This is a genomic window from Sphingomonas sabuli, assembly GCF_014352855.1.
Classification (GTDB): domain Bacteria; phylum Pseudomonadota; class Alphaproteobacteria; order Sphingomonadales; family Sphingomonadaceae; genus Sphingomicrobium; species Sphingomicrobium sabuli.
In genome coordinates this window covers 106,006-127,194 of record NZ_CP060697.1, presented here as the reverse complement: position 1 = coordinate 127,194, position 21,189 = coordinate 106,006, and the positions used below count along the sequence as shown (strand labels likewise).

At 64.4% G+C, this 21,189-nt stretch carries 18 protein-coding genes; 10 read left to right on the top strand and 8 right to left on the bottom strand.

Annotated elements, in window-relative coordinates:
* Nucleotides 1–2: 2 nt before the first annotated feature.
* Both H8M03_RS00660 and H8M03_RS00655 read left to right on the top strand, forming a co-directional pair.
* On the top strand, nt 3–668 hold the full coding sequence (locus H8M03_RS00660; RefSeq protein WP_187479872.1) for a glutathione S-transferase family protein: 666 nt from the start codon (nt 3–5) through the stop codon (nt 666–668).
* Nucleotides 669–672: 4 nt separating this feature from the next.
* A complete protein-coding gene (locus H8M03_RS00655; protein WP_187479871.1) occupies nt 673–852 on the top strand; it encodes a hypothetical protein in 180 nt (59 codons plus the stop codon).
* Here H8M03_RS00655 and H8M03_RS00650 read toward each other — a convergent pair.
* Nucleotides 846–1,292, bottom strand: a complete 447-nt coding sequence (locus H8M03_RS00650; RefSeq protein ID WP_187479870.1) for a cupin domain-containing protein — start codon at nt 1,290–1,292, stop codon at nt 846–848. The two genes, H8M03_RS00655 and H8M03_RS00650, sit on opposite strands and share 7 nt — an antisense overlap.
* Nucleotides 1,293–1,341: 49 nt before the next feature.
* Here H8M03_RS00650 and dapE point away from each other — a divergent pair, with 49 nt between their 5' ends.
* The 5 genes from dapE (at nt 1,342) to H8M03_RS00625 (ending at nt 10,179) form a co-directional block, all read left to right on the top strand.
* Complete coding sequence (gene dapE / locus H8M03_RS00645) at nt 1,342–2,472, top strand: succinyl-diaminopimelate desuccinylase (RefSeq protein WP_187479869.1); 1,131 nt, start codon at nt 1,342–1,344, stop codon at nt 2,470–2,472.
* Between the two features lie 115 nt (nt 2,473–2,587).
* Nucleotides 2,588–4,309 carry a calcium-binding protein gene (locus H8M03_RS00640; RefSeq protein WP_187479868.1) on the top strand — a complete coding sequence of 574 codons (1,722 nt, stop codon included), beginning with the start codon at nt 2,588–2,590 and terminating at the stop codon, nt 4,307–4,309.
* Nucleotides 4,310–4,547: 238 nt separating this feature from the next.
* Nucleotides 4,548–6,281 carry a calcium-binding protein gene (locus H8M03_RS00635; protein WP_187479867.1) on the top strand — a complete coding sequence of 578 codons (1,734 nt, stop codon included), beginning with the start codon at nt 4,548–4,550 and terminating at the stop codon, nt 6,279–6,281.
* Between the two features lie 355 nt (nt 6,282–6,636).
* On the top strand, nt 6,637–8,181 hold the full coding sequence (locus H8M03_RS12625; protein WP_187479866.1) for a calcium-binding protein: 1,545 nt from the start codon (nt 6,637–6,639) through the stop codon (nt 8,179–8,181).
* Between the two features lie 108 nt (nt 8,182–8,289).
* Nucleotides 8,290–10,179 carry a calcium-binding protein gene (locus tag H8M03_RS00625; protein ID WP_187479865.1) on the top strand — a complete coding sequence of 630 codons (1,890 nt, stop codon included), beginning with the start codon at nt 8,290–8,292 and terminating at the stop codon, nt 10,177–10,179.
* A gap of 18 nt (nt 10,180–10,197) precedes the next feature.
* On the opposite strand, the gene H8M03_RS00620 is transcribed toward H8M03_RS00625, so the two are convergent.
* The 4 genes from H8M03_RS00620 to H8M03_RS00605 all read right to left on the bottom strand — a co-directional run bounded on the left by H8M03_RS00620 (nt 10,198) and on the right by H8M03_RS00605 (nt 14,318).
* On the bottom strand, nt 10,198–11,883 hold the full coding sequence (locus H8M03_RS00620) for a putative bifunctional diguanylate cyclase/phosphodiesterase (RefSeq protein ID WP_187479864.1): 1,686 nt from the start codon (nt 11,881–11,883) through the stop codon (nt 10,198–10,200).
* 62 nt (nt 11,884–11,945) lie between these two features.
* A complete protein-coding gene (locus tag H8M03_RS00615) occupies nt 11,946–12,371 on the bottom strand; it encodes a Smr/MutS family protein (protein WP_343070886.1) in 426 nt (141 codons plus the stop codon).
* A gap of 112 nt (nt 12,372–12,483) precedes the next feature.
* Entirely contained in the window at nt 12,484–13,665 is a 1,182-nt protein-coding gene (mltA, locus tag H8M03_RS00610) for a murein transglycosylase A (protein WP_343070885.1), read from the bottom strand.
* The gene (locus H8M03_RS00605) at nt 13,662–14,318 is read right to left on the bottom strand and encodes a Tim44/TimA family putative adaptor protein (protein WP_187479862.1); all 657 of its coding nucleotides are present in this window, start codon (nt 14,316–14,318) and stop codon (nt 13,662–13,664) included. The genes mltA and H8M03_RS00605 overlap by 4 nt, the downstream gene beginning before the upstream one ends.
* Before the next feature lie 177 nt (nt 14,319–14,495).
* Between H8M03_RS00605 and secB the strand changes: the two genes are divergently transcribed.
* Genes secB through trpS form a run of 3 tightly spaced genes read left to right on the top strand, consistent with a single transcriptional unit; the run spans nt 14,496 to nt 17,642 of the window.
* Nucleotides 14,496–15,041, top strand: a complete 546-nt coding sequence (secB, locus tag H8M03_RS00600; RefSeq protein ID WP_187479861.1) for a protein-export chaperone SecB — start codon at nt 14,496–14,498, stop codon at nt 15,039–15,041.
* A 28-nt stretch (nt 15,042–15,069) separates the two neighbouring features.
* Entirely contained in the window at nt 15,070–16,632 is a 1,563-nt protein-coding gene (gene murJ / locus H8M03_RS00595; RefSeq protein ID WP_187479860.1) for a murein biosynthesis integral membrane protein MurJ, read from the top strand.
* A 14-nt stretch (nt 16,633–16,646) separates the two neighbouring features.
* A complete protein-coding gene (gene trpS / locus H8M03_RS00590; protein ID WP_187480878.1) occupies nt 16,647–17,642 on the top strand; it encodes a tryptophan--tRNA ligase in 996 nt (331 codons plus the stop codon).
* Nucleotide 17,643: 1 nt separating this feature from the next.
* On the opposite strand, the gene H8M03_RS00585 is transcribed toward trpS, so the two are convergent.
* From H8M03_RS00585 to rpsT, 3 genes are all read right to left on the bottom strand, one after another.
* Nucleotides 17,644–18,798, bottom strand: a complete 1,155-nt coding sequence (locus H8M03_RS00585) for an amidohydrolase family protein (protein ID WP_187479859.1) — start codon at nt 18,796–18,798, stop codon at nt 17,644–17,646.
* A 318-nt stretch (nt 18,799–19,116) separates the two neighbouring features.
* On the bottom strand, nt 19,117–20,520 hold the full coding sequence (dnaA, locus tag H8M03_RS00580; protein WP_187479858.1) for a chromosomal replication initiator protein DnaA: 1,404 nt from the start codon (nt 20,518–20,520) through the stop codon (nt 19,117–19,119).
* A 361-nt stretch (nt 20,521–20,881) separates the two neighbouring features.
* A complete protein-coding gene (gene rpsT, locus H8M03_RS00575) occupies nt 20,882–21,145 on the bottom strand; it encodes a 30S ribosomal protein S20 (RefSeq protein ID WP_187479857.1) in 264 nt (87 codons plus the stop codon).
* Nucleotides 21,146–21,189 lie beyond the last annotated feature (44 nt).

Below are 21,189 nucleotides of genomic sequence, written 5' to 3'. Positions count from 1 at the left end.
GAATGCTCAAGCTGATCATCGGCAATCGCGCCTATTCCAGCTGGTCGATGCGCGGCTGGCTTGCCCTTCGCCAGTCGGGGGAAGAATTCGAAGAACTGGTCGTGCCGATGTTCGGCGAGGATTGGGAGCGGGCGCGCGAAGGGGACGAATTCGCCCCGTCGATGGGCAAGGTGCCGATCCTGTGGGACGGCGACTGCGTCGTCTGGGACAGCCTGGCGATCATCGAATTCCTGGCCGATCGGGTCGGGCGTGAGAAGTTCTGGCCGGACGAAGAGCCGGCGCGCGGCATGGCCCGGTCGATGGCGGCGGAAATGCATTCCAGCTTTGCCGCGCTGCGCCGCGAACTGCCGATGAACGTGCGCCGCACCTATCCGCCCATCGACCTGTCGGACGAGGTCCGCCGCGACATCGACCGGATCATGCAATTATGGGCGCAGGCCCGGGCCCGTTTCGGCGGAATCGGCGATTTCCTGTTCGGCGACTGGTGCGCGGCGGACATCATGTTCGCGCCGGTCGTCACCCGTTTCATCACCTATGGCGTGCCCGTCCCGCCGTTCGCCGCGCTGTACATGAAGTCGGTGCTGCAGCACCCGCACGTCAACGACTGGATCGACAAGGCGCAGGACGAGCCTTGGGTGATTGACGCCTACGAAAACGAGACCGCCTGAACCGATGACGTCGCCGCGCAACAATATGGCGAAGGGCATGGTCGTGGGCATGGCGCTCGGCCTTGGCGTCGGCGTGGCGATCGGCAACATCGGCGCGGGTTTCGGCCTCGGCGCCGCGCTCGGCATCATCTACGCGGTCGCAATCAAGCAGCGAAACGCGGAAGACGACGAGATCGATCAGTAGGGCGTGCCGTCCTTGCGGACGTATTTGCCGTCCGCGGTCCACACCATGTCGATGTCGCTATACCCGCCCGGTCCGCCCGGCCCGGCACTGATTGCGACGAAAGAACAGGGCGCGTCCGACCGGTTGATCAGGTGATGGCCGGTCCCCCGCCCCTTCTTCCAGGCCGCGATGTCGCCAGGCCTGAGCTCGGTTTCGCCCTCGTCCTCGACCAGCACCGCGGTGCCCGACAGCATGATCAGAAGCTCGTCGTCGTCCTCGTGCCAGTGGCGCTGGCTCGACCAGGCGCCGGGGTCGAGCGTGACATGGCTGGCGCCCATTTCGGTCAGTCCGGCGAGCGGGGCGATCCGTTTCCACCAGCGGCCCGCGACCGCTTGGTTGAAGGGCGGCGGATAGCCGGTCGCATTGGACGGTGTCACCGCATCGAGGTCCACTTTCGGCATTGGTCAGGCTCCACTGTGCAACGCTGATGCCGCTTGCTAGTCGCTTGCCATGACCGCTTCAATCGACCCGGTTGAGCTCGCCCGCGACCTCATCCGCTGCCCCAGCGTCACCCCGGCCAGCGGCGCGGTGTTCGACGTGCTCGACGCCGCTCTCAGCGCGCTTGGCTTTACCGTCCATCGCTGGGTGATGGGCGAAGCGCCCGACGGGCCGACCGAAAATATGGTCGCGATGCGTGGCGAAGGCGCACCGCACTTCGGCTTTGCCGGGCATCTCGACGTCGTGCCCGCCGGCGACAAATGGGATTGCGACCCGTTCGAAGCCAAGGTCGAGGACGGCTTGCTGGTCGGGCGCGGCGCCAACGACATGAAGAGCGCGATCGCCGCCTTCGTCGCCGCGGTCGCCGAAGTCGAACAGAAAAGCGGCACCCTGTCCTTCCTCATCACCGGCGACGAGGAAGGGTATGCCACCTACGGCACGCCGCGGATCATCGACTGGCTGAACGAGCGCGAGGTCCGGCCGGACATGATCCTGATCGGCGAGCCGACGTCCGTCGACCGGCTGGGCGACACGGTCAAGATCGGACGGCGCGGGTCGGTCAATATGTGGATCGACGTGCCCGGCGTGCAGGGTCACGTCGCCTACCCGCACCGGACCGAAAATCCGGTCCCGCCGCTGGCGAGGGTGATTGCCGCGCTCGACCGGGTGCACCTCGACGACGGCACCGACGCCTTTCCGCCATCGAACCTGGAATTCACGAGCATCGAAACGCCGACCAACGCCAGCAACGTCATCCCCGGCTCCGCCACCGCGGCGCTGAACATCCGCTTCAACAATCTGCACAAGGGCGAGGATCTCGTGCGGATGGTCGAGGAGGTGGCTGCGCGCGAGGCGCCGGGCGCCACCGTTCGCGCGCGCATTTCGGGCGAGGCGTTCCTCACGCCAAAAGGCGAGCTTTACGACCTCGTCGTCGCGGCGATCCGCGAGGAAACCGGTATCGACACCGACCTGTCGACGAGCGGCGGCACCTCCGACGGCCGCTTCCTGATCAAGCTGTGCCCAGTTGTCGACTTCGGCCTGCCCAACGCGACCATGCACAAGGTGGGCGAATGCGCAGCGGTCGAGGACATCCGCCAGCTGGCTGCGATTTACGCCCGAATCGTGGCCAAGGTGGTGGGTTAGCGCAGCCGGAAAATTGAAATTGATTTATATCGGTTTTTCGCGCATTTCGTAATTAGGGCAGTAGCTTAGTCGGGATAGGTTTCGCGGCGGGCGCGCCGAGTATGCGGGGGACGCCATGCCACAATTTATAACCTATTTCGGTCTCGACATGCGCGCTTTCGCCGAGAGCGGCGCGGCGATTCACGAGCGGATTGCCGGCGGCACCCTGACCGCGTCCACCACGTCCTACCGGATCGACCAGACCGGCGGGGATTATGACATTTTCGTCGGTTATTTCCTCGGCGCGACCTCGAGCAACCTGCCGCACTCCGGCACCATTACCGGCTGGGGACACGCCTATACGAGTTCCGGGCCAAGCACGCCCTATTGGTCCTTCGACGGGCTGGCGACCAATGCCTCCACGATCTCGACCTATATCCTCAACGACGACTTTGCCGGCCTGTTGAGCAACGTGCTGCTGAGCTTCGACGACACGGTTACCGGCTCTCGATACGACGATTGGCTGTTGGGCTTTGGCGGTAACGACACGATCTACGGCGGCGCCGGCAACGATACGCTGGACGGCGGCGAGGGCGACAACCTGCTCAACGGTGGAAGTGGCGACGACACCTATTACGCCAGCGATGCCGACAGCATCACCGAATATGATGACGAGGGCACGGACACCGTCATCCTGCGCAGTGCGCAGGAATTCCAGGTTTATGCGTTGGGTGACAACGTGGAGATTCTTCGTAACCAGTCCGGTGCCGCGGTCAGCATGGTGGGGAACGATCTTTCCAACCTGATCTATGGCGGCGACGAGGTGCCCGAGCGGCTGGATGGCCAAAGCGGCAACGACTATCTCAACGGCGGCAGCGGCGCGGACATCATGCATGGCGGTGCCGGTGACGACATTTTCGTCGTCGACAGCATCGGCGATGTCGTCACCGACCAGACCTATTTCATGCCGACGGCGGGCGGCGGCATCGACGAAGTGCGCGCCAGCATTTCCTTCAGCCTGTCGGGCGAGACCACCGCTGACATCGAAAACCTGAGGCTGACGGGCGGCGATGCGATCGACGGCACGGGCAATTGGCTCAACAACGAACTGACCGGCAACGGCGCGGCCAACGTCCTCAACGGCGCCGGCGGCTCGGACATCATGCGTGGCAACGACGGTAATGACATCTATTACGTCGACAGCGATGGCGACCGTGCCATCGAAAGCAGTGCGCTCGGCGGCATCGATACCGTGCGCGCCTCGATCAGCTTCACGCTCGGCAACCATGTCGAAAATCTGCAACTGACGGGGGCGAACATCGTCAGCGGCGTCGGAAACGCCCTCGCCAACCGCATCTCGGGCAACAACCAGATCAACGTGCTGGTCGGCAACGATGGCAACGACGTGCTGCGCGGCAATGGCGGGAACGACATCCTCGACGGCGGGGCCGGCGTGGACACGATCAGCGGCGGCACCGGGCAGGACTGGATCGACGGCGGCGCTGGCCGCGACCTGATGACCGGCGGTGCGGAGGCCGACACGTTCGTCTTCGAGGCGGGCGATTTCGGCGGCCTTTCGGCGGGATCGTGCGATCGCATCCTCGACTTCAGCCAGGCGGATAGCGACCAGATCCGGCTTAATACCATCGACGCCAACAGCGCCAACGGCAGCACGACCAATGAAGCCTTCGCCTTCATCGGCAGCGCCGCCTTTCACGGTATTTCCGGCGAGCTGCGCAGCGTGCAGAGCGGCGGCAACACCTATGTCCTGGGCGACACCGACGGCGACAAGGTGGCGGACTTCATGATCCGGCTCGACGGGTTGCACAGTCTGACGAGTGGCGATTTCCTGCTGTAGCAAAGGCACCTAGGAGCGCCGACGGCGCCCCCTGTGATGCCGTTCCGAGGCCGTCCTCACAGCCCGCGCATGAGCGCCCCTAACGAAAGTTAGGGAATTGATTTCGGGTTTGTTTCCGGCACTTTTCCGCTTGAATTTCACCGTACCGTAAATCGAGTCGGGGGGCTCGAGCGGGCGTGTTCGAAGCCGCCTCTTTTCGACCGCAGGTCAGTGGCGGGACATCCGGGGAGCAAGTGCCATGGCAACGCTGAACTTCTATTTCGGCATGGATATGCGGTTCTTCGAGGATTCGGGGACCGTATTCCACGACAGTATCAGCGGCGGGATGCTGACAACCGCAACCGACACCCTTTATCAAATCGACGAAGGCACGGCGGGGCGCGACAGCTTCTACGGTACCGGGCTTTCGGCCCCCTCGCAGAACATGCCGTTTTCGGGCACCGTGAACCGGTGGGCCTACAGCTACGACGACGGCATGGGCGGCCTTAGCATCGGTTGGGATTTCTACGACTTCTCGACCGACGCGATGACCTTTTCCAATCACGTCCTCAACGACCAGGTCGGCGTGCTTTTTTCAGACTATGTCATGAACGGGGCCGATGAAGTGAACGGCTCCGGGTTCGACGATTACCTGCTGGGCTATGGCGGTAACGACATCCTCAACGGCAACGACGGCAACGACACGCTCGACGGCGGAACGGGTGCCGACGACATGCTTGGCGGTTCTGGCGACGACACCTACCTGCTCGACGACGACAGTGACGTCGTCACCGAATTCTTCGATGCCGGCAACGACACCGTGCAGCTTCGGTTCGAGCCGTTTGTGGGTTTCTATATCCTCGGCGAAAACGTCGAGAACGTGCGCAACCTGAGCGGGGCGGCCGTTCACCTTGCGGGCAACGATCTCGACAATCAGCTGGTTGGCAGCGGCAACGGCGGGGAAGAACTGTACGGCGCCGACGGCGACGATTACCTCAATGGTGGCGCCGGCGGGAACGACAGCATGTACGGCGGTGCGGGCGACGATATCTTTATCGTCGATAGCGCCACGGACTTCGTCAGCGACAATCGGGACAGCTTCGGTACGCGTGGCGACGGAATCGACGAAGTTCGCTCCAGCGTCACTTTTTCCCTGCAGGGCAGCGATCGGTTCGATATCGAAAACCTGACGCTGACCGGCACGGCGGCCATCAACGGCTTCGGTAATGCCATCGTCAACACTCTTACCGGCAACGCGGCGGCCAACCTGCTCAATGGCGGCGCCGGTGCGGACATCATGCGGGGCGGCGGCGGCGATGACATCTATTATGCCGACAACGGCGGCGACCGGGCGATCGAGACCAGCGCGGCAGGTGGGACCGACACGGTGCGCTCGTCCGCCAGCTTCACGCTCGGCAATTTCGTGGAGAACCTGCAGCTGACCGGGGCGGAGATCGTCAACGGCATCGGCAACGGTCTGGACAATCGCATTTCCGGAAATAACCAGGTCAATGTCCTGAGCGGCAATGCCGGCGCCGACGTGCTGAACGGCAATGGCGGTAACGATGCCCTCTACGGCGGCAACGGCGACGACACGATCGACGGCGGCACGGGACACGACTGGATCGAGGGCGGCGTTGGCCGCGACCTGATGACCGGCGGCGCGGGCGCCGACATCTTTGCCTTCAACAGCGGCGAGTTTGGCGGCCTTTCGGCTGGCGCATGCGATCGCATCGTCGATTTCAGTCGGGCGCAGGGCGATCAGATCCGGCTCAACACGATCGATGCCAACAGCGCGAACGGCGCGACCTCCAACGAGGCCTTCACCTTCATCGGGTCTGACGGCTTCCACGGCGTCGCGGGCGAGCTTCGCTACATCCAGAACAACGGCGCGACCTATGTCATGGGCGACACCAATGGCGACGGCGCGGCCGACTTCATGCTCCGGCTTGAAGGGACGCACAACCTCGTCGCGGGGGACTTCCTGCTGTAACGGCAACGGTTTCGTGCGATGGTCAGTCTGATGGAAATGTTTGATCATAGCGGGACCCTGCCTTGCAATGCCGGCCTGGCACCTTCGTAAGCTGCGCAAGGGCGACGACGCCGACAAGATTTGAGAAGCAACGCGCGCCGAAGTTTCGGCGCCTACCACTGGGAGACAACCGTTGGCTCTTCTGAGATTTTACCAGCCGTTCGACATGCGCTCGTTCGCCGCTAGCGGAACGAGTTTCAACGATGCAATTGCAGCTGGGACGCTGACAACGGAAGCCTCCTATTTGTACCGCATAGCCGATGTGATCGGCCGCCACTCATTCTATGGGACCGATCTTGCGTCGACATCCACGAACATGCCCACGAGCGGGACAGTTTACGAATGGGCTTACGAAGTTTCGACGGGAGATGGCCTTTACACTGTAGTTTGGGACATCTCGGAATTCTCGGTGCAGGCGTCGACACTCTCGCCACTGATCCTCGGCGATGACGTGGATACGCTCCTAGCACAGCATCTCATGGTCGGTGACGATACCGTTCGCGGATCTTCCGGCAACGATGGGCTGCTGGGCTATGGCGGCAACGACACGATCATCGGAAATGACGGCAATGATTTCCTGGACGGCGGTCTGGGCATTGACGACATGGTCGGCGGACTCGGCGACGATACCTACGTGCTCGACAATGCAAATGACATGATCAGTGAGGATGCCGACCAGGGGACCGATAGCGTTACCTTGCAGTTCGCCCCGACGGACGGCGCCTATGTCCTCTCCGCGAACTTCGAGAACTTGCGCAACCTTAGCGGTCAAGGCCTGGTGATGGGCGGTAATGCCGGGAACAACCAACTGTTTGGCGGCTCTGGGGTCGACGACGTGCTCTACGGGGCCGGCGGCAACGATTACCTCAACGGCGGCACCGGCGCCGACGCCATGTTCGGCGGCAGCGGCCACGACACCTTCTTCGTCGACAATACCGCAGATTTCGTATCCGACCGCTGGTCCGATCTCGGCGCGACCGGTGACGGGGTCGACGAGGTGCGGACGTCCGTGTCCTTCGCTCTCGTCGGTGGGGACCGTGCGGATATTGAGCACGTCACGCTGATCGGCACGGCGGCGATCAACGCCACCGGCAACGCCCTCGTCAACGAACTGTCCGGAAACGCGGCCGCCAACACGCTCAACGGCGCCGCGGGCGCGGACGTGATGCGCGGCGGCGGCGGCAACGACGTATACTATGTGGACAATGGCGGCGACCGGGTCATTGAGACAAGCGCCGCCGGGGGCGCCGACACCGTGCGATCCTCCGTCAGCTTCGAGCTTGGCAACAACGTCGAGAATCTCCAGCTGACCGGCGCGGTCGCGTCGATGGGTACCGGCAACGCCTTGGCCAATCGCATTTCCGGCAACAACCAGCTCAACGTGCTGCTTGGCGAAGCCGGCGACGACGTGTTGACCGGCAACGGAGGGCAGGACACGCTGCTCGGCGGGATCGGCGACGACCAGATCGACGGCGGCACCGGCGAGGACTGGGTCGAAGGGGGCGTCGGCAAGGACATCGTCACCGGCGGCAGCGATGCCGACCTGTTCGTATTCCGCAGCGGCGACTTCGCCGGCCTGTCCGCCGGCAGCTGCGACCGGATCATCGACTTCAGCCAGGCGGACGGCGACCAGATCCGGCTCAATTCGATCGATGCCAACGGTGCCAACGGAAGCACCACGAACGAGGCCTTCAGCTTCATCGGCAGCGCTGCGTTCCACGGGGTCGCGGGCGAACTGCGCTACGTCCAGAACGCCGGCAACACGTTCGTGATGGGCGACACCAACGGGGACGGCGCGGCGGACTTCATGATCCGCCTGGACGGGCTGCACAGCCTCGCGGCCTCGGATTTTCTCCTCTGAATCAGGCCTCACCCAAACGGGTGAGCCGCGTCCGATAAGCATGGCTTAGGCAATCGTCATTGGCGCTTGTCCGGCCCGCTGCCGGTCGCCCGTGAAGGAGTGTTTACCGTGACCACCATCACCTTTTCCGCCGGCGTCCGGATGGACAGCTTTCTCAATACCGGCACCGCTTTCCGCGACTCTATCGTCAACGGCGAAGTCACCGGATCGTCCGAGAATTTCGTCGAGGTCACCGAGCTCGACGGGGCGCGAGACACTTTCTTCGGCACCGGGCTGGGCGAAATTTCGCAGAACATGCCAACCGTGGGCACGATCACGCGCTGGACGTACGAACTGCCGGACACCGAAGTATGGGACATCGAAGGCTTCTCGATCGACGCCCAGACGTTCGCGGACCTCGTCCTGAACGACGAAGTCTATTCGCTGCTTCGGGATTACCTCATGACCAATGCGGACACGGTGAATGGAAGCGGGTTTGACGACACGCTGATGGGTTTCGACGGCAGCGACACGCTGTACGGCAACGCCGGCCACGACCAGCTTATCGGGGGCGCGAATTCCGACATCATGGTCGGCGGCACCGGCGACGACGTCTATTTCGTCGAGGACTTTACCGACCAGATCGTTGAGTTATCCGACGAGGGCGTCGACATGGTCTATACCACTCTGTCCTCCTTCGAGCTGACGGCTAATTTCGAGAGCCTGGTTTATTACGGCGAGGAATTCAGCAGCTTCATCGGCATCGGCAACAGCACGGGCAATTACTTGGAGGGCTGGAACGGCGACGACATCCTCAACGGCCGCGCCGGGTCCGACGTGATGAACGGCATGGGCGGAAACGACGTGTTCGTCATCGACGAAGCCGGTGACGCGGTGATCGAGAATGCCGGCGAAGGCACGGACGAGGTGCGCGCGTCGATCAGCTACACGCTGGGCGAAAACGTCGAGAATCTGACGCTGACCGGAACCGCCAATCTCAACGCGACCGGCAACGGCGTCGGCAACCTTATCTTCGGCAACAGCGGCGACAACGTCATCAACGGCGCGGGCGGCGCGGACACCATGCGCGGCGGGGCCGGCGACGACACCTATTTCGTCAACGACGCCGGCGACATCGTCGCGGAGGCAGCCGGGGCCGGAGACGACACCGTGCGGTCCAGCGTCAACTTCACCCTGTCCAACAATGTCGAAACCCTTCTTCTGACCGGAAGCGCGGCGATCAACGGCTATGGCAACGCACAGGCCAACACCCTGCTCGGCAACGCCGGTGCCAATGTCCTCAATGGAGGCGCGGGCGCGGACACGATGCGCGGTGGGCAGGGCGACGATATCTATGTCGTCGACAATGCCGGCGACCGGGTGGTCGAAGCCAGCGGCGCCGGCATCGATTCCGTCCGCTCGTTGGTGACGTTCGTGCTCGACGACAATATCGAGGAGCTCCAGCTGACCGGTGGCGCCGCGATCAACGGCGTCGGCAACACGCTCGACAACCGCATCACCGGCAATGCCGGGGCGAACACGCTGGCCGGTCGCGATGGCGCCGATGCGCTGGTTGGAGATGCCGGCGACGACCGCCTGCTTGGCGATGCCGGCAGCGATTCGCTCAATGGCGGCACCGGCGCCGACTGGATCGAGGGCGGTTCCGGGCAGGACGCGCTGACAGGCGGCGCGGGAGCCGACCTGTTCGTCTTCCACGACGGCGACTTTTCAGGCGCGACGCCGCCGACCGCCGACCGCATTCGCGATTTCAGCAATGCCGAAGGCGACCGCATCCGCCTGAACTTCGTCGATGCCAACAGCGCCAATGGCGCCGCGACCAACGACGCGTTCACCTTCATTGGCGGTCAGGCGTTTCACAACGTCGCCGGCGAGCTGCGGTACGAGCAGGTCAGCGGCAACACCTATGTCTTCGGAGACACCAATGGCGACGGGCTGGCGGATTTCGCCATCCGCGTGGACGGTCTGCACGGCCTGACTGCTGGCGACTTCATCCTGTAAGAGCGGTGGCGCTGGCAGTCAGGCGACCGACTGGGCAGCGGCTCCGGACGAATGGGTGATCAGCGCGCGATATTCGCGCTCGTACATCGGTGAGCCGAAGGCAAAGCCCTGAACCGTGTCGACGCCCATCGCTCGAAGCAGGTCGGCCTGGGCGCTGTTTTCGACCGCCTCGGCCACGATCTCGCAGCCGACGCCCTTGATCAGCTGGACGATCGCCTGAACGATCACCCGCGCCTTTTCGTTGGATTCGACCTGGTCGATCAGCGTCGGATCGAGCTTGACCCGGTCAAGCGGCATGGAGCGGAGCCGGGCGAGATTGGAATAGCCGGTGCCGAAATCGTCCAGTGCGATCTTCGCGCCGTCCGCCCGAAGCGCGCTGATTTCCGCCATTACCGCCTCGCTGGCCTCCATCGCCGCGGACTCGGTGAATTCCAGTTCGATCATCGACAGGGGCACGTTGTGGTCGCTGAACGCCTGGCGCAGGCGGCCGAAAAAGTCGGCCCGGTCGAGCTGACGCGGGCTGACGTTGAACGACACGCGGTGGTGGAAGCCTTCGCGGTGCCAGTTGCCCAGCATCATCGCGACCTCGCCGATCACCCAGTCGCCGATTTCGGCGATCAGCCCGGTTCGCTCGGCGATCGGGATGAAGGTGTTGGGCATGCGCAAGCCTTCGCGCGGATGATTCCAGCGCAGCAGCGCCTCCGCTCCGACGATCTCTCCGGTGACGAGGCTAAGCTGCGGCTGCAGCGCGACCTGCAACTGGCCTTGCTGGACCGCTTCGGTCAGTGCCCGTTCGGTTTCGATCTTGTCGTTATATTCGGTCGCCAGATCGTCGTTGAACAGACAATGCTGGCCGCCGCCGCGGGCCTTGGCGCGATACATTGCGATGTCCGCCGCGCGCATCAGCGATTCGATACTCTTGCCATGGTCGGGGCTGATCGACACACCGATCGACGCGCCAATGTCGACGCTGTGCCCGTACAGTTCGAACGGTTCGGCAATGGCCAGGACGACGCGCCGGGCCAGGCGTTCGACATCCTTGGTGCACGACACCAGCGGGAAGAAGATCGTGAATTCGTCGCCGGCGAGACGCGCCAGTAACGGGCGCTTGCCGACCGTATCGCCAAGCTCGGCGGTGACGACCACGCGCAGCCGGTTGGCGACCATGATCAGCAATTGGTCGCCGCGGGCATGGCCCAGGCTGTCGTTGACGTTCTTGAACCGGTCGAGGTCGACGAACAGCATCGCCGCCTTGTTGCCGCTGTCGACATCGGCAAGCAGCTTGTCCGCTTCGGAGCGGAAGTGAAGCCGGTTGGGCAAGGAGGTCACGGGATCGTACATACCAAGCGCATGGGCGTTTTCGATCGACGCGCGCACTTCGGCGAACAGGCTGTCGACCGCTGCCGCGACCTTGGGCATCACGGACCGGACGAGCGGCGGTGCGGGCGACACCAGATCGCCATCCTCGACCGCCAGCAGGCGGTCGCCGAGCGCCGCCAGCGCGCGAGCGCTTTCGCTGTTCGGGCGTTCGGACGCGACGTAGCTGATCAACAGGCAGAACGTGCCCGCGACCAGCGCGGCGACGATCTTCTCGTTCAGTTCGGTGATGTAGAGCAGCGCGCTCAGCGAAAAGATGAACGACGCAAAGCCAGCGGCGCCGGAAAGTATGGCGTTGCTGACCTTCTGGGTCGTTCCTGGTTGCATGCTTGGTTTCGCGCCCTGACCGACGGACAATCCGTCAGAGGCTAGCGATTAAATCGACAGGGTTAAGAAAGCGTGGATTTCGCCCTGTCCCGCCGCAAAATTATATAGAGGCTGCCGCCGCCGCCATGACGCCGGTGCGCCCCGCGCACGGCAGCGATTTTCGACGCATGGCGCGACACCGCCAGCCAGTCGTGCACGGCGGCGCGGATCTTGCCCCGCTGCACCGGCGGTTCGCCGGCCCGGGCATGGCCGGTGACCAGCAGGATTACCCGTTCCCCGGCCGCGACCGCGCGCTCGATGCCGTGGTCGATCGCGCTCCATGCCTGGTCGAGATTGTGGCCGTGAAGGTCGAGCACGCGGTCGGGCTGGACCGTACCGGAGGTCAGCCGACGGTCCCAGGACGCGTCGAGCGTGGCGCCGGAATGGGTCGTGCGCTTGGGCGGAGGCGGCGGAGGCGCATTGCGCACGGCCGCGCGAGGCGGCGTCACCCGCACTTCCGGCGGAGCTACAGCCTTAATTTCAGAAGTAACGGGCGCGTCCACCGGCTCCCGCGACAATGGGCGAATGGTGGCGGTTACCCGCTCCCAGAGCGCATTTTCCTCAGCGCTGAGCGAGCGCACGGGCGACGGCGCCCTTGGGCAGCAGGACCAGCGCCTGGCCCTTGGCCGACATGCCGCCGGCCGTGCGGCGCGCGGCTTCCCCGGCGCCCCAGAAGGTATCGACGCGGTTGGCGCCCTTGATTGCGCCACCCGTGTCCTGCGCGATCCACAGGCCCCACGCTTCGGGCCGGTCGACGCCCAGCCACACCGGCGCGCCGAGCGGGATGAAGTTGGGATCGGCCGCGACGGTCGCATGCGCGGTCACCGGCCGGTTCAGCGCGCCGAGCGGACCCGGACCGGTCAGCTGCTTGAAGAAGATGTAGGACGGATTGGCGTGCATCAGCGCCCGGCCCTCTTCCGGATTGGCGCGCATCCAGCCGACGATCGCGTCCATGCTGGTGCCGCCGGCCGGCAAAATGCCGCGTTCGCGCAGCAGCTTGCCGATGGCGACATATTCGCGGCCGTTCTGGTTGTCGTAGCCGATCCGGACCACTCGGCCGTCGGGATAGCGCAGCCGACCGGAGCCCTGGATGTGAAGGAAGAACAATTCGATCGAGTCGGCGGCATAGCCGATGATCGGCGCCCGGCCGTTGAGAGCGCCCGCCTCGATCTCCGCGCGGCTGAAATAATAGACGCACTGGCCGTTTTCATCGATCCGCCCGCGGCCGGTCTTGCCGTCGGGCAAGGCGCAGCGGGTCAGGTCGCTGGGGGTAGCGTGGATCGGGACGTAGCCGGGCAAGGGCACCGGCGAGCCGACGATCTCAGGCTCGAAATAGCCGGTCGCGAAAGCCTTGCCATCGCCGACCCGGACCCAGTCGAAAGCGCTGTGGAAAAAGGCCGATGCGCCGCCCGGCGGAACCAGCGCCGCCTGCGCGCAAACACCCGACCAGTCTGCGGGGCTGGCAAGCCCGGACTTGTCGGCGCGGGATACGACCGACGGGCAAGAGATGCGGAATGCCGCCAGCGCCTCGGCAGCGTCGGCCTCGTTAAGCTGCGCGGGCTGGGAAATGACCACCCCGGCCTGGATGGCGGTCGCCGGCTTGGGCGGCTCCACCGGGACGACCGGCGCGCGCGGCTGGGTCGGCGGCGGCAGCTGCGCGGGCGGCAGGTCCACCGGCCGGGTGGCGCAGGCGGACAGCAGCAGTGCGGAAACGAGCGCGAGGCCCTTCAGGCGATTGATCACTCTTCCTCGTCGGTTTCGACAAGGAGCCAGTTGGGATCGTTGGTCGCCGTGTCGCGGCGGAACGTCCACAGGTCGCGAGTCTGCACCGCGTCGCTCATCGCGCCGGCAACGACCTCGCCCTCCTTGTTGCGGGTAACGGCCGCAATATCGGCCTCGAAACGCACGGTGACGAAGGCCACGCTATGTTCCAGCGCCGCTTCGGCGATCAGCGCCTGCTCGATGGTCACCAGCCGGTTGTCCAGCACCAGACCCTGCGCGTTGCGCTGGTCGATGGAGGAGGCGAAGGCGTTGTAGACGCTGTCGTCGACAAACGGCCGGACCTTTTCCAATTCCCCTGCCCAGAAGGCCTCGAGGATCATCCGGTAGGCGCTTTTGGCGCCATCGAGGAAGCGGGCGACGTCAAAGGTCTGATCGGCAGCCAGCAGCGCGCGAACGCCAGGCCCCGCGGTTGGCAAATAGGCGAGATCGGCGGAATCGACCTGCGCCGGTTGCACGCCGGCAACCGGGGGTGCAGGCCGTTCGACCCGCGCCGCGTCGGGATCGGCGGGCTTCAGGATCGGTTGCTGCTCATGGCCGGTGCGCTCGCCGAGCACACTGTACAGCCGCAAGCCGACGAAGAGCGCCACGAGGGCGAGAATGATGATGACTGTCACTGATGAGATCCTGCGCTTTCAACGCACATAATGCGCGCCGGTGCCAGATTCAAAGCCCGAGTCGCGCCGGCCCCGCGCCATTGCGCCCGATTATAGCGACTGCTAGGCGCCCAGCGACATGAATGCGGCCGCTTTTCCGGCGGCCCTGCACCCATCAGCGCTCAAGCGAGAAGATAAATGGCCCAAGACGATCCCGCCCGCGCCGGCAACGGCTCCGACACCTCCGAAACCGCGCCCCAGGCCGCAACGCTCGGCCAATATATCAAGGACTTGTCGGTCGAGAGCCCAAGCGCACCGGCGGTGTACCAGTGGCAGGACCAGGCCGCTCTCGATGTCAGTTTCAACCTCAACGTCGAGAAAGTTTCCGACGACGTTCACGAGGTGATGCTGAAGGTCGAGGTCAAGGCGCAGTCGCAAAGCGGCATCCATTTCCTCGTCGACCTCAGCTACGCCGGGCTGTTCGGCATCCGCAACTTCCCGGAAGAAGCGCTGGCGCCCTTCCTGCTGGTCGAAGCGCCGCGGCTGCTGTTCCCGTTCGTCCGCCAAATCATTTGCGATTCGGTGCAGAACATGGGCTTCCCGCCGCTATTGCTCGATCCGATCGACTTCGCCGCGGCCTACATGCAGCAGATGCAGGCCGCCCAGCAGCAGGGCGGCGACGCCTCACTCGGCACCACGGCTTCCGACCCGGCGCCCGCCGGAGAGGACGAGGGCAAGGCCTGACCGGCCCCCGCCCCGAGCGGACCAGCAGATGAACCTCGTCAAAGCCGGAGGGACGATCGGCGGACTGACCCTGGTCAGCCGGATCCTCGGATTCGCCCGCGAAATGGTGTTTGCCCGGGTGATGGGCGCGTCGGCCGCGGCCGAAGTGTTTATCTGGGCCTTCCAACTTCCCAATCTCCTTCGCCGCTTGCTCGGCGAAGGCGCGTTCAGCCAGGGCTTCGTGCCGCTGTTCGCCCGGCGGATAGGCAAGGACGGCGACCTTGCCGAGGCAAAGAAATTTGCCGAGGAGGTGCAGGCGGTGTTCCTGCCCGCGCTGATCCTCATCACCATCGTCTTCGTCATCGCCATGCCGGCAGTGGTCGTCGCGGTGGCAAGCGAGCGGTGGACCGAGGACCCGGAGAAATTCCGCTTCACGGTATTCCTGACGCAGGTCACCTTTCCCTATCTGATCTTCATCAGCCTGGTGTCGCTGTTCAGCGGCATACTCAATTCCATGTCGCGATTCTTCGCCGCGGCCTTTGCCCCTGCCCTGCTCAACGTTGCGTTGCTGGCGGCATTGCTGCTGGTCCCTCAGGGCGGGCAGCAGACCGCCGTCGCGATGGCCTGGGCCGTGCTGGTGGGCGGCGTGCTGCAACTGGCGCTGTGCGTCATCGCGACCCGGCGCGCCGGGCTGGCGCTGCGCTTCCTGCCGCCGCGGATGACGCCGGGCGTGAAGGAACTGCTGCTGCTGATCCTGCCGGCGACGATCGGCGCTGGCGGCTACTACATCAGCCAGCTGTTCTACGCCTATTTCGCGACCCGGTTGCCCGAAGGCAGCTTCGTCTACCTGAGCCAGGCCGACCGCCTGAACCAGCTGCCACTGGCGCTGATCGGATCGGCCATCGGCACCGCCATCCTGCCCGCCATCAGCCGCCACATCGGCCTTGGCGAGGACCAGCAGGCAAGCAACGTGCAGGGCCGGGCGATCGAACTGTCCATGCTCCTGACGATCCCGGCGACGATCGCGCTGATGGTGTCCGCGGGACCGATCATGACCGTACTGTTCGAAGGCGGGCGCTTCACGGCCGAGGATGCGGCGACCAGCGCGCTGGTGCTGTCGGTCCTTGCCGCGGGCCTGCCGGCCTATGTGCTGATCAAGGTGCTCGCGCCCGGCTTCTACGCCCGCAAGAACATGAAGACGCCGGTGATCATCACGCTGGTCACCCTCGCGCTTGGCGTAATCGCGAATTTCATCTGGATCGACGATATCGGCATCGTCATCCTGCCGCTGTCGACCGCGGTCGCCGCGTGGCTCAACGCGCTGGCACTTTACGTGCTGCTCGTCCGCGACGGCTATTTCCGGCTCGAAGGATGGCTTGGCGCGCGGCTGGTCAAGCAACTTGCCGCCGCCCTGGCCATGGGCGCCACGATCTGGGGCGTGGAATTGCTGCTGGCCGACTGGTTCGCCGGCTCGATCGGACAGCGCCTGCTGGGCACGGTCGCCCTCGTCGGCGCAGGCTCCATCGTCTATTTCGTCATCGCCTGGTTCAGCGGTGCGATGGACAAGGAAGATCTCCTGATCCTCCTCCGCCGCAAGAAGGTCGAAGCATGAGCGACGCGGGCGAGATGCGCGTCCTTTCGGGTATCCAGCCGACAGGCGGGCTGCATCTTGGCAACCTGCTCGGCGCGATCCTGCGCTGGGTGCGGATGCAGGACGAGGCGGAATGCCTGTTTTTCCTTGCCGACCTGCACGCGCTGACGGTCGATACCGACCCCGCGCAGCTGCGCGCCAACGTGCGCGAGATGGCCGCCGCCCTGCTGGCCAGCGGGATCGACCCCGCCAAGTCGGTGCTGTTCCGCCAGAGCGCGGTCCCGGCCCATGCCGAGCTGTGCTGGATATTGAACGGCACCGCGCGGATGGGGTGGCTCAACCGGATGACGCAGTGGAAGGACAAGGCCGGCAAGAACCGCGAAGGCGCGTCGGTCGCGTTGTTCGACTATCCGGTGCTCCAGGCGGCCGACATCCTGCTCTATCGCGCCACCCACGTGCCGGTCGGCGACGACCAGAAGCAGCATGTCGAACTGACCCGCGACATCGCGCTGAAGTTCAACACCGACTTCGATGTCGACCTCTTCGTCCCGCCCGAGCCCTACATCGGCGGCGGCACCGCGGCGCGGGTGATGAGCCTGCGCGACGGCAAGTCGAAGATGAGCAAGTCCGACCCGTCGGACATGAGCCGCATCCTCCTCACCGACAGCGACGACGATATCGCGCAGAAAATCCGCAAGGCGAAGACCGATCCGGAGCCTATTCCCGGCTCGCCGAACGGGCTCGACGAGCGGCCGGAAGCCAAGAACCTGGTCGGCGTCTATTCGGTCATTAGTGGGGAAAGCGTCGAGGCCGTGCTCGCCCGCTTCGAAGGCCAGGGCTTCGGCCAGTTCAAGCCGGCGCTGGCCGAAGCGCTGGTCGGCCTGATCGCCCCAATCCGTGCCCGTTTGGAAGATTTCCGCAAGGACCCCGGCGAACTCGACCGGTTGCTTGCAGAAGGCGCGGAACGGGCGACCGAAATTGCCGAGCCGGTGCTCGCACAGGCGAAAGCCGCGACAGGCCTAACCGGCTAGCCTAATCAAGCTTGCCCCTAGCATCCTCGTACAATTTCTCCGGATCGTAGACGATGCCGTCCTTGGCGACGGCCCTCAGCTTGCGGATGTCAGAAATCGACTGGTCCGGCTTGCCGTCGACCAGCAAAAAATCTGCCCGCTTGCCAACTTCCAGCGTCCCGACATTCTTTGCTCGACGAAGCTTGATTGCGCCATCCCTGGTCGCCGCTAGCAGGGCTTCGCGGGCCGTCATGCCGGCCGCCACAAGCAATTCCAACTCGCGCGGGCCCATGGCACCCGGAACTGCACCGACATCGGTGCCGGCAAGCAGTGTGCCGCCCATCCGGAGAAAACGGACCGCTACCGCGGCCTGGAATCGGGCGCTGCGATCGCCAATCTCGGGCGTCAATCCGTCCGGGCAGATGCCGACATTCTCCGCATCGAACTTGGCTAACAAGGCTAGCTCACGTGGCGGGGGCGCCGATTTTGGCCGGCACCGTTCTTCGCTGATTCCCAGCGTCGGCGTGATCGCGACATGGTTGTCGAGCAGGGCTTTCAAAACCGTGCCGACCTCCGGCCCTTGCGGGTCCATGCCGGCATTGCTCTTGAACATTGCGACCTGCCGCGGGACCAAGTCGCATTCGCCTTCCGTCGAACCCGGCACGAGGTCGTACATCGAGATGGTCGAATGCTCGATCGTATCGACGCCCAGCCGGGCGCCAGTTGCGGCGAAGGTCGCGCACAGATGCGCGGCAACGTTCATCCCCCGCCGATGCCCCTCATCGATCGCGGCGCGGGCGATTTCGGGCGTCGTATCGAAGAACAGCTTGACCGACGTCGCGCCGTGCTCGTTCCAGTACGCAATCTCGCGTCGGGCGCCCGCCTTATCATTGACCGGCGACAGCATGCGCAGTTCAAATGGGCCGTTGATGTAGACCGACACGTCAAGATCGGGCCCGGGCAACCGGCCGGCGTCGATCCAGCGCTTGAGAAACAGGTCGCCTTCCATGTCAAAGCTGCCAGCGGTGCGCGCAGTAGTGGTGCCATAGGCAAGCATGACCTGCGGCACATACTGATCGCTGTAGTTTGTCATCCGGTCGCGTGGCGCGCCGGTGTCGAGATGCTCATGCACCATGACGAGGCCGGGCATCAGGGTCTTGCCCGCCGCGTCGATCACCTTGGCGCCGCTGGCCTCCTCAAGATGCGGTCCGATCGCCGCGATCTGCCCATCCCGGATAAGCATGTCCTGTCCGTCGCGGGCTATCGCGCCAGTTCCGTCCCACAACCGCGCATTACGGATGAGCAACAAGGGCTGGTCGGCGACGATGAAGCTTTTCAAGCGTTTGGAGTATTTCTCGGCACGCTGGGCCTGCGCCGCAGGTGCAAGGGCCATCAGCAGGCAAACAAGCCAAAGAACGCGACTCATTCAGCTCCCTCACACGCAATTTCGGGCGCACGCTAGCAAAGCGCGAAATCTACGCAATCGGAAGTAAGTTCAGCCTTCCAACTGCCTCGTCAGCAGGCGGATGTCGGCGTCGAGCTCGCTGTCGGCGGCGCGGAGCTTTTCGATCTGGCGGACCGCGTGGATGACCGTCGTATGGTCGCGGCCGCCGAAGCGCCGGCCGATGTCGGGGAGCGACTTGGGCGTGAGCTGCTTCGAGAGGTACATCGCGACCTGGCGCGGGCGGGCGACTTCGCGGGCGCGGCGAGCGCTCGTCATCTCGGCCTTGCGAATGCGGTAATGCTCGGCGACCTGGGTCTGGATCTCGTCGATCGAAATCCGGCGCTGGTTGGCACGAAGGACATTGGCCAGCACTTCCTCGACGAAGGCGATGTCGATGTCGCGGCCGGTCATCATCGCATAAGCGGCAATGCGGTTGAGCGCGCCTTCGAGCTCACGCACGCTCGACGTCACCCGGCGGGCGAGGAAGTCGATGACGCCGCGCGGCATTTCGACCGCGGGCAGCAGCGCCAGCTTCGCGACAATGATGTTGTAGCGCAGTTCGAAATCGGCCGAGTTGATGTCGGCGACCAGCCCCCACGACAGGCGCGACAGGATGCGCGGCGCGATCCCGTCGAGGTCCTGCGGCGCGCGGTCCGACGTAATCACCAGCCGCTTACCGGCACCGATGATCTCGTTCATCGTGTGGAAGAATTCTTCCTGGGTGGAATCCTTGCCGGCGATGAACTGAACATCGTCGATCAGCAACAGGTCGGCGCTGCGCAGCCGGCTCTTGAAGCCGATCGTGTCGTTTTCCTTCAGCGCACGGATGAATTCGACCATGAACTTTTCAGCCGACATGCTTTCGATCCGGCAGCCCGGAAAGCGTTCGCCAAAGGTGTGGCCGATGGCGTGCAGCAGGTGCGTCTTGCCGCGCCCGGTGCCGCCATGGATGAATAACGGGTTGAAACTGACCTGTTCGGCGGTCGCCAGCGTGCGGGCGGCGGTGGCGGCGACCTCGTTGGCCTTGCCGACGACGAAGCTCTCGAAGCGGTAGCGGGGGTCGAAATTGGGCAGCGTCGGATCGCGTTCGGTCACCGACCGCGGCCGCGCTTCTTCCAGCACCAGCAATGGCGCGGGACGCGGTGCGTCGGCGGCGGCGACGATGCGGATGTCGCGGACCAGCGGCAAGGTCGTCTTCCAAGCCAGCGCCAGCCGATCGCCGAAGTGCGATTGCACCCAGTCGGCCATGAACTGGCTGGGCATGATGATGTCGAGGGTGCCGGTGTCAGGGTCGAGCGTGCCGATCTCGGCCGGCTTCAGCCAGCCGTCGAAGGTGCGCACGCCAAGGTCGCGCCGAAGGCCGCTACGGATAGACTCCCACGCTGCTTCAAGCGGTGCCGCGACATTCGTCTCGGCCAGCTGGCATGAGTCTTCCCGTCCGCCTTGCACTGGCACGCGCCTCCCTCTGCTGCCCCCGGCAAGACAAAAGGATCTCGTTGCCCGCGATACGAGTCGCGCGCCTTACGATCTCTGCTCTTTCTTGCCCCGGCGCGGATTCGCGCCTCGGAAGAGTGTTTTTGAAAGCCTGAGCCGCAGGATTCAAGGCCGTTTTTTCGCAAAATTGAAATAAATGCGCTTGACAGGCAAATTCGGCCTACCGCCGTAAAAGTGGCAGAATTCCGGGCATTTTCCTCGCGACCAAAGGATTGCCCAAAATGCGAATCGCGGGAATTCCTACGTTTTTGTGAAGTCCTGAAATGAAACGGGCCGCCGGTTTCCCGACAGCCCGTTTAAACCCAGGTTTTGCCAGCCGGTCTTAGCCGAGCGCGGCAACCCGCTTGGACAGGCGCGACATCTTGCGCGACGCGGTGTTCTTGTGGACGACGCCACGGGCGACGCCGCGCGCCAGTTCCGGCTGCGCCTTCTTGAGAGCCTCGGCGGCCTCATCCTTCTTGCCGTCGGCGATTGCTGCCTCGACCTGCTTGATGAAGGTGCGGATGCGGCTGATTCGCGCGTGATTGACCGTGGCGCGGTTGGCGTTGCGACGGATGCGCTTCTTGGCTTGCGGCGTATTCGCCATTCAAACTTCCTCGGAATTTATGAAAAAGCGGCCCCGAAGGCAAG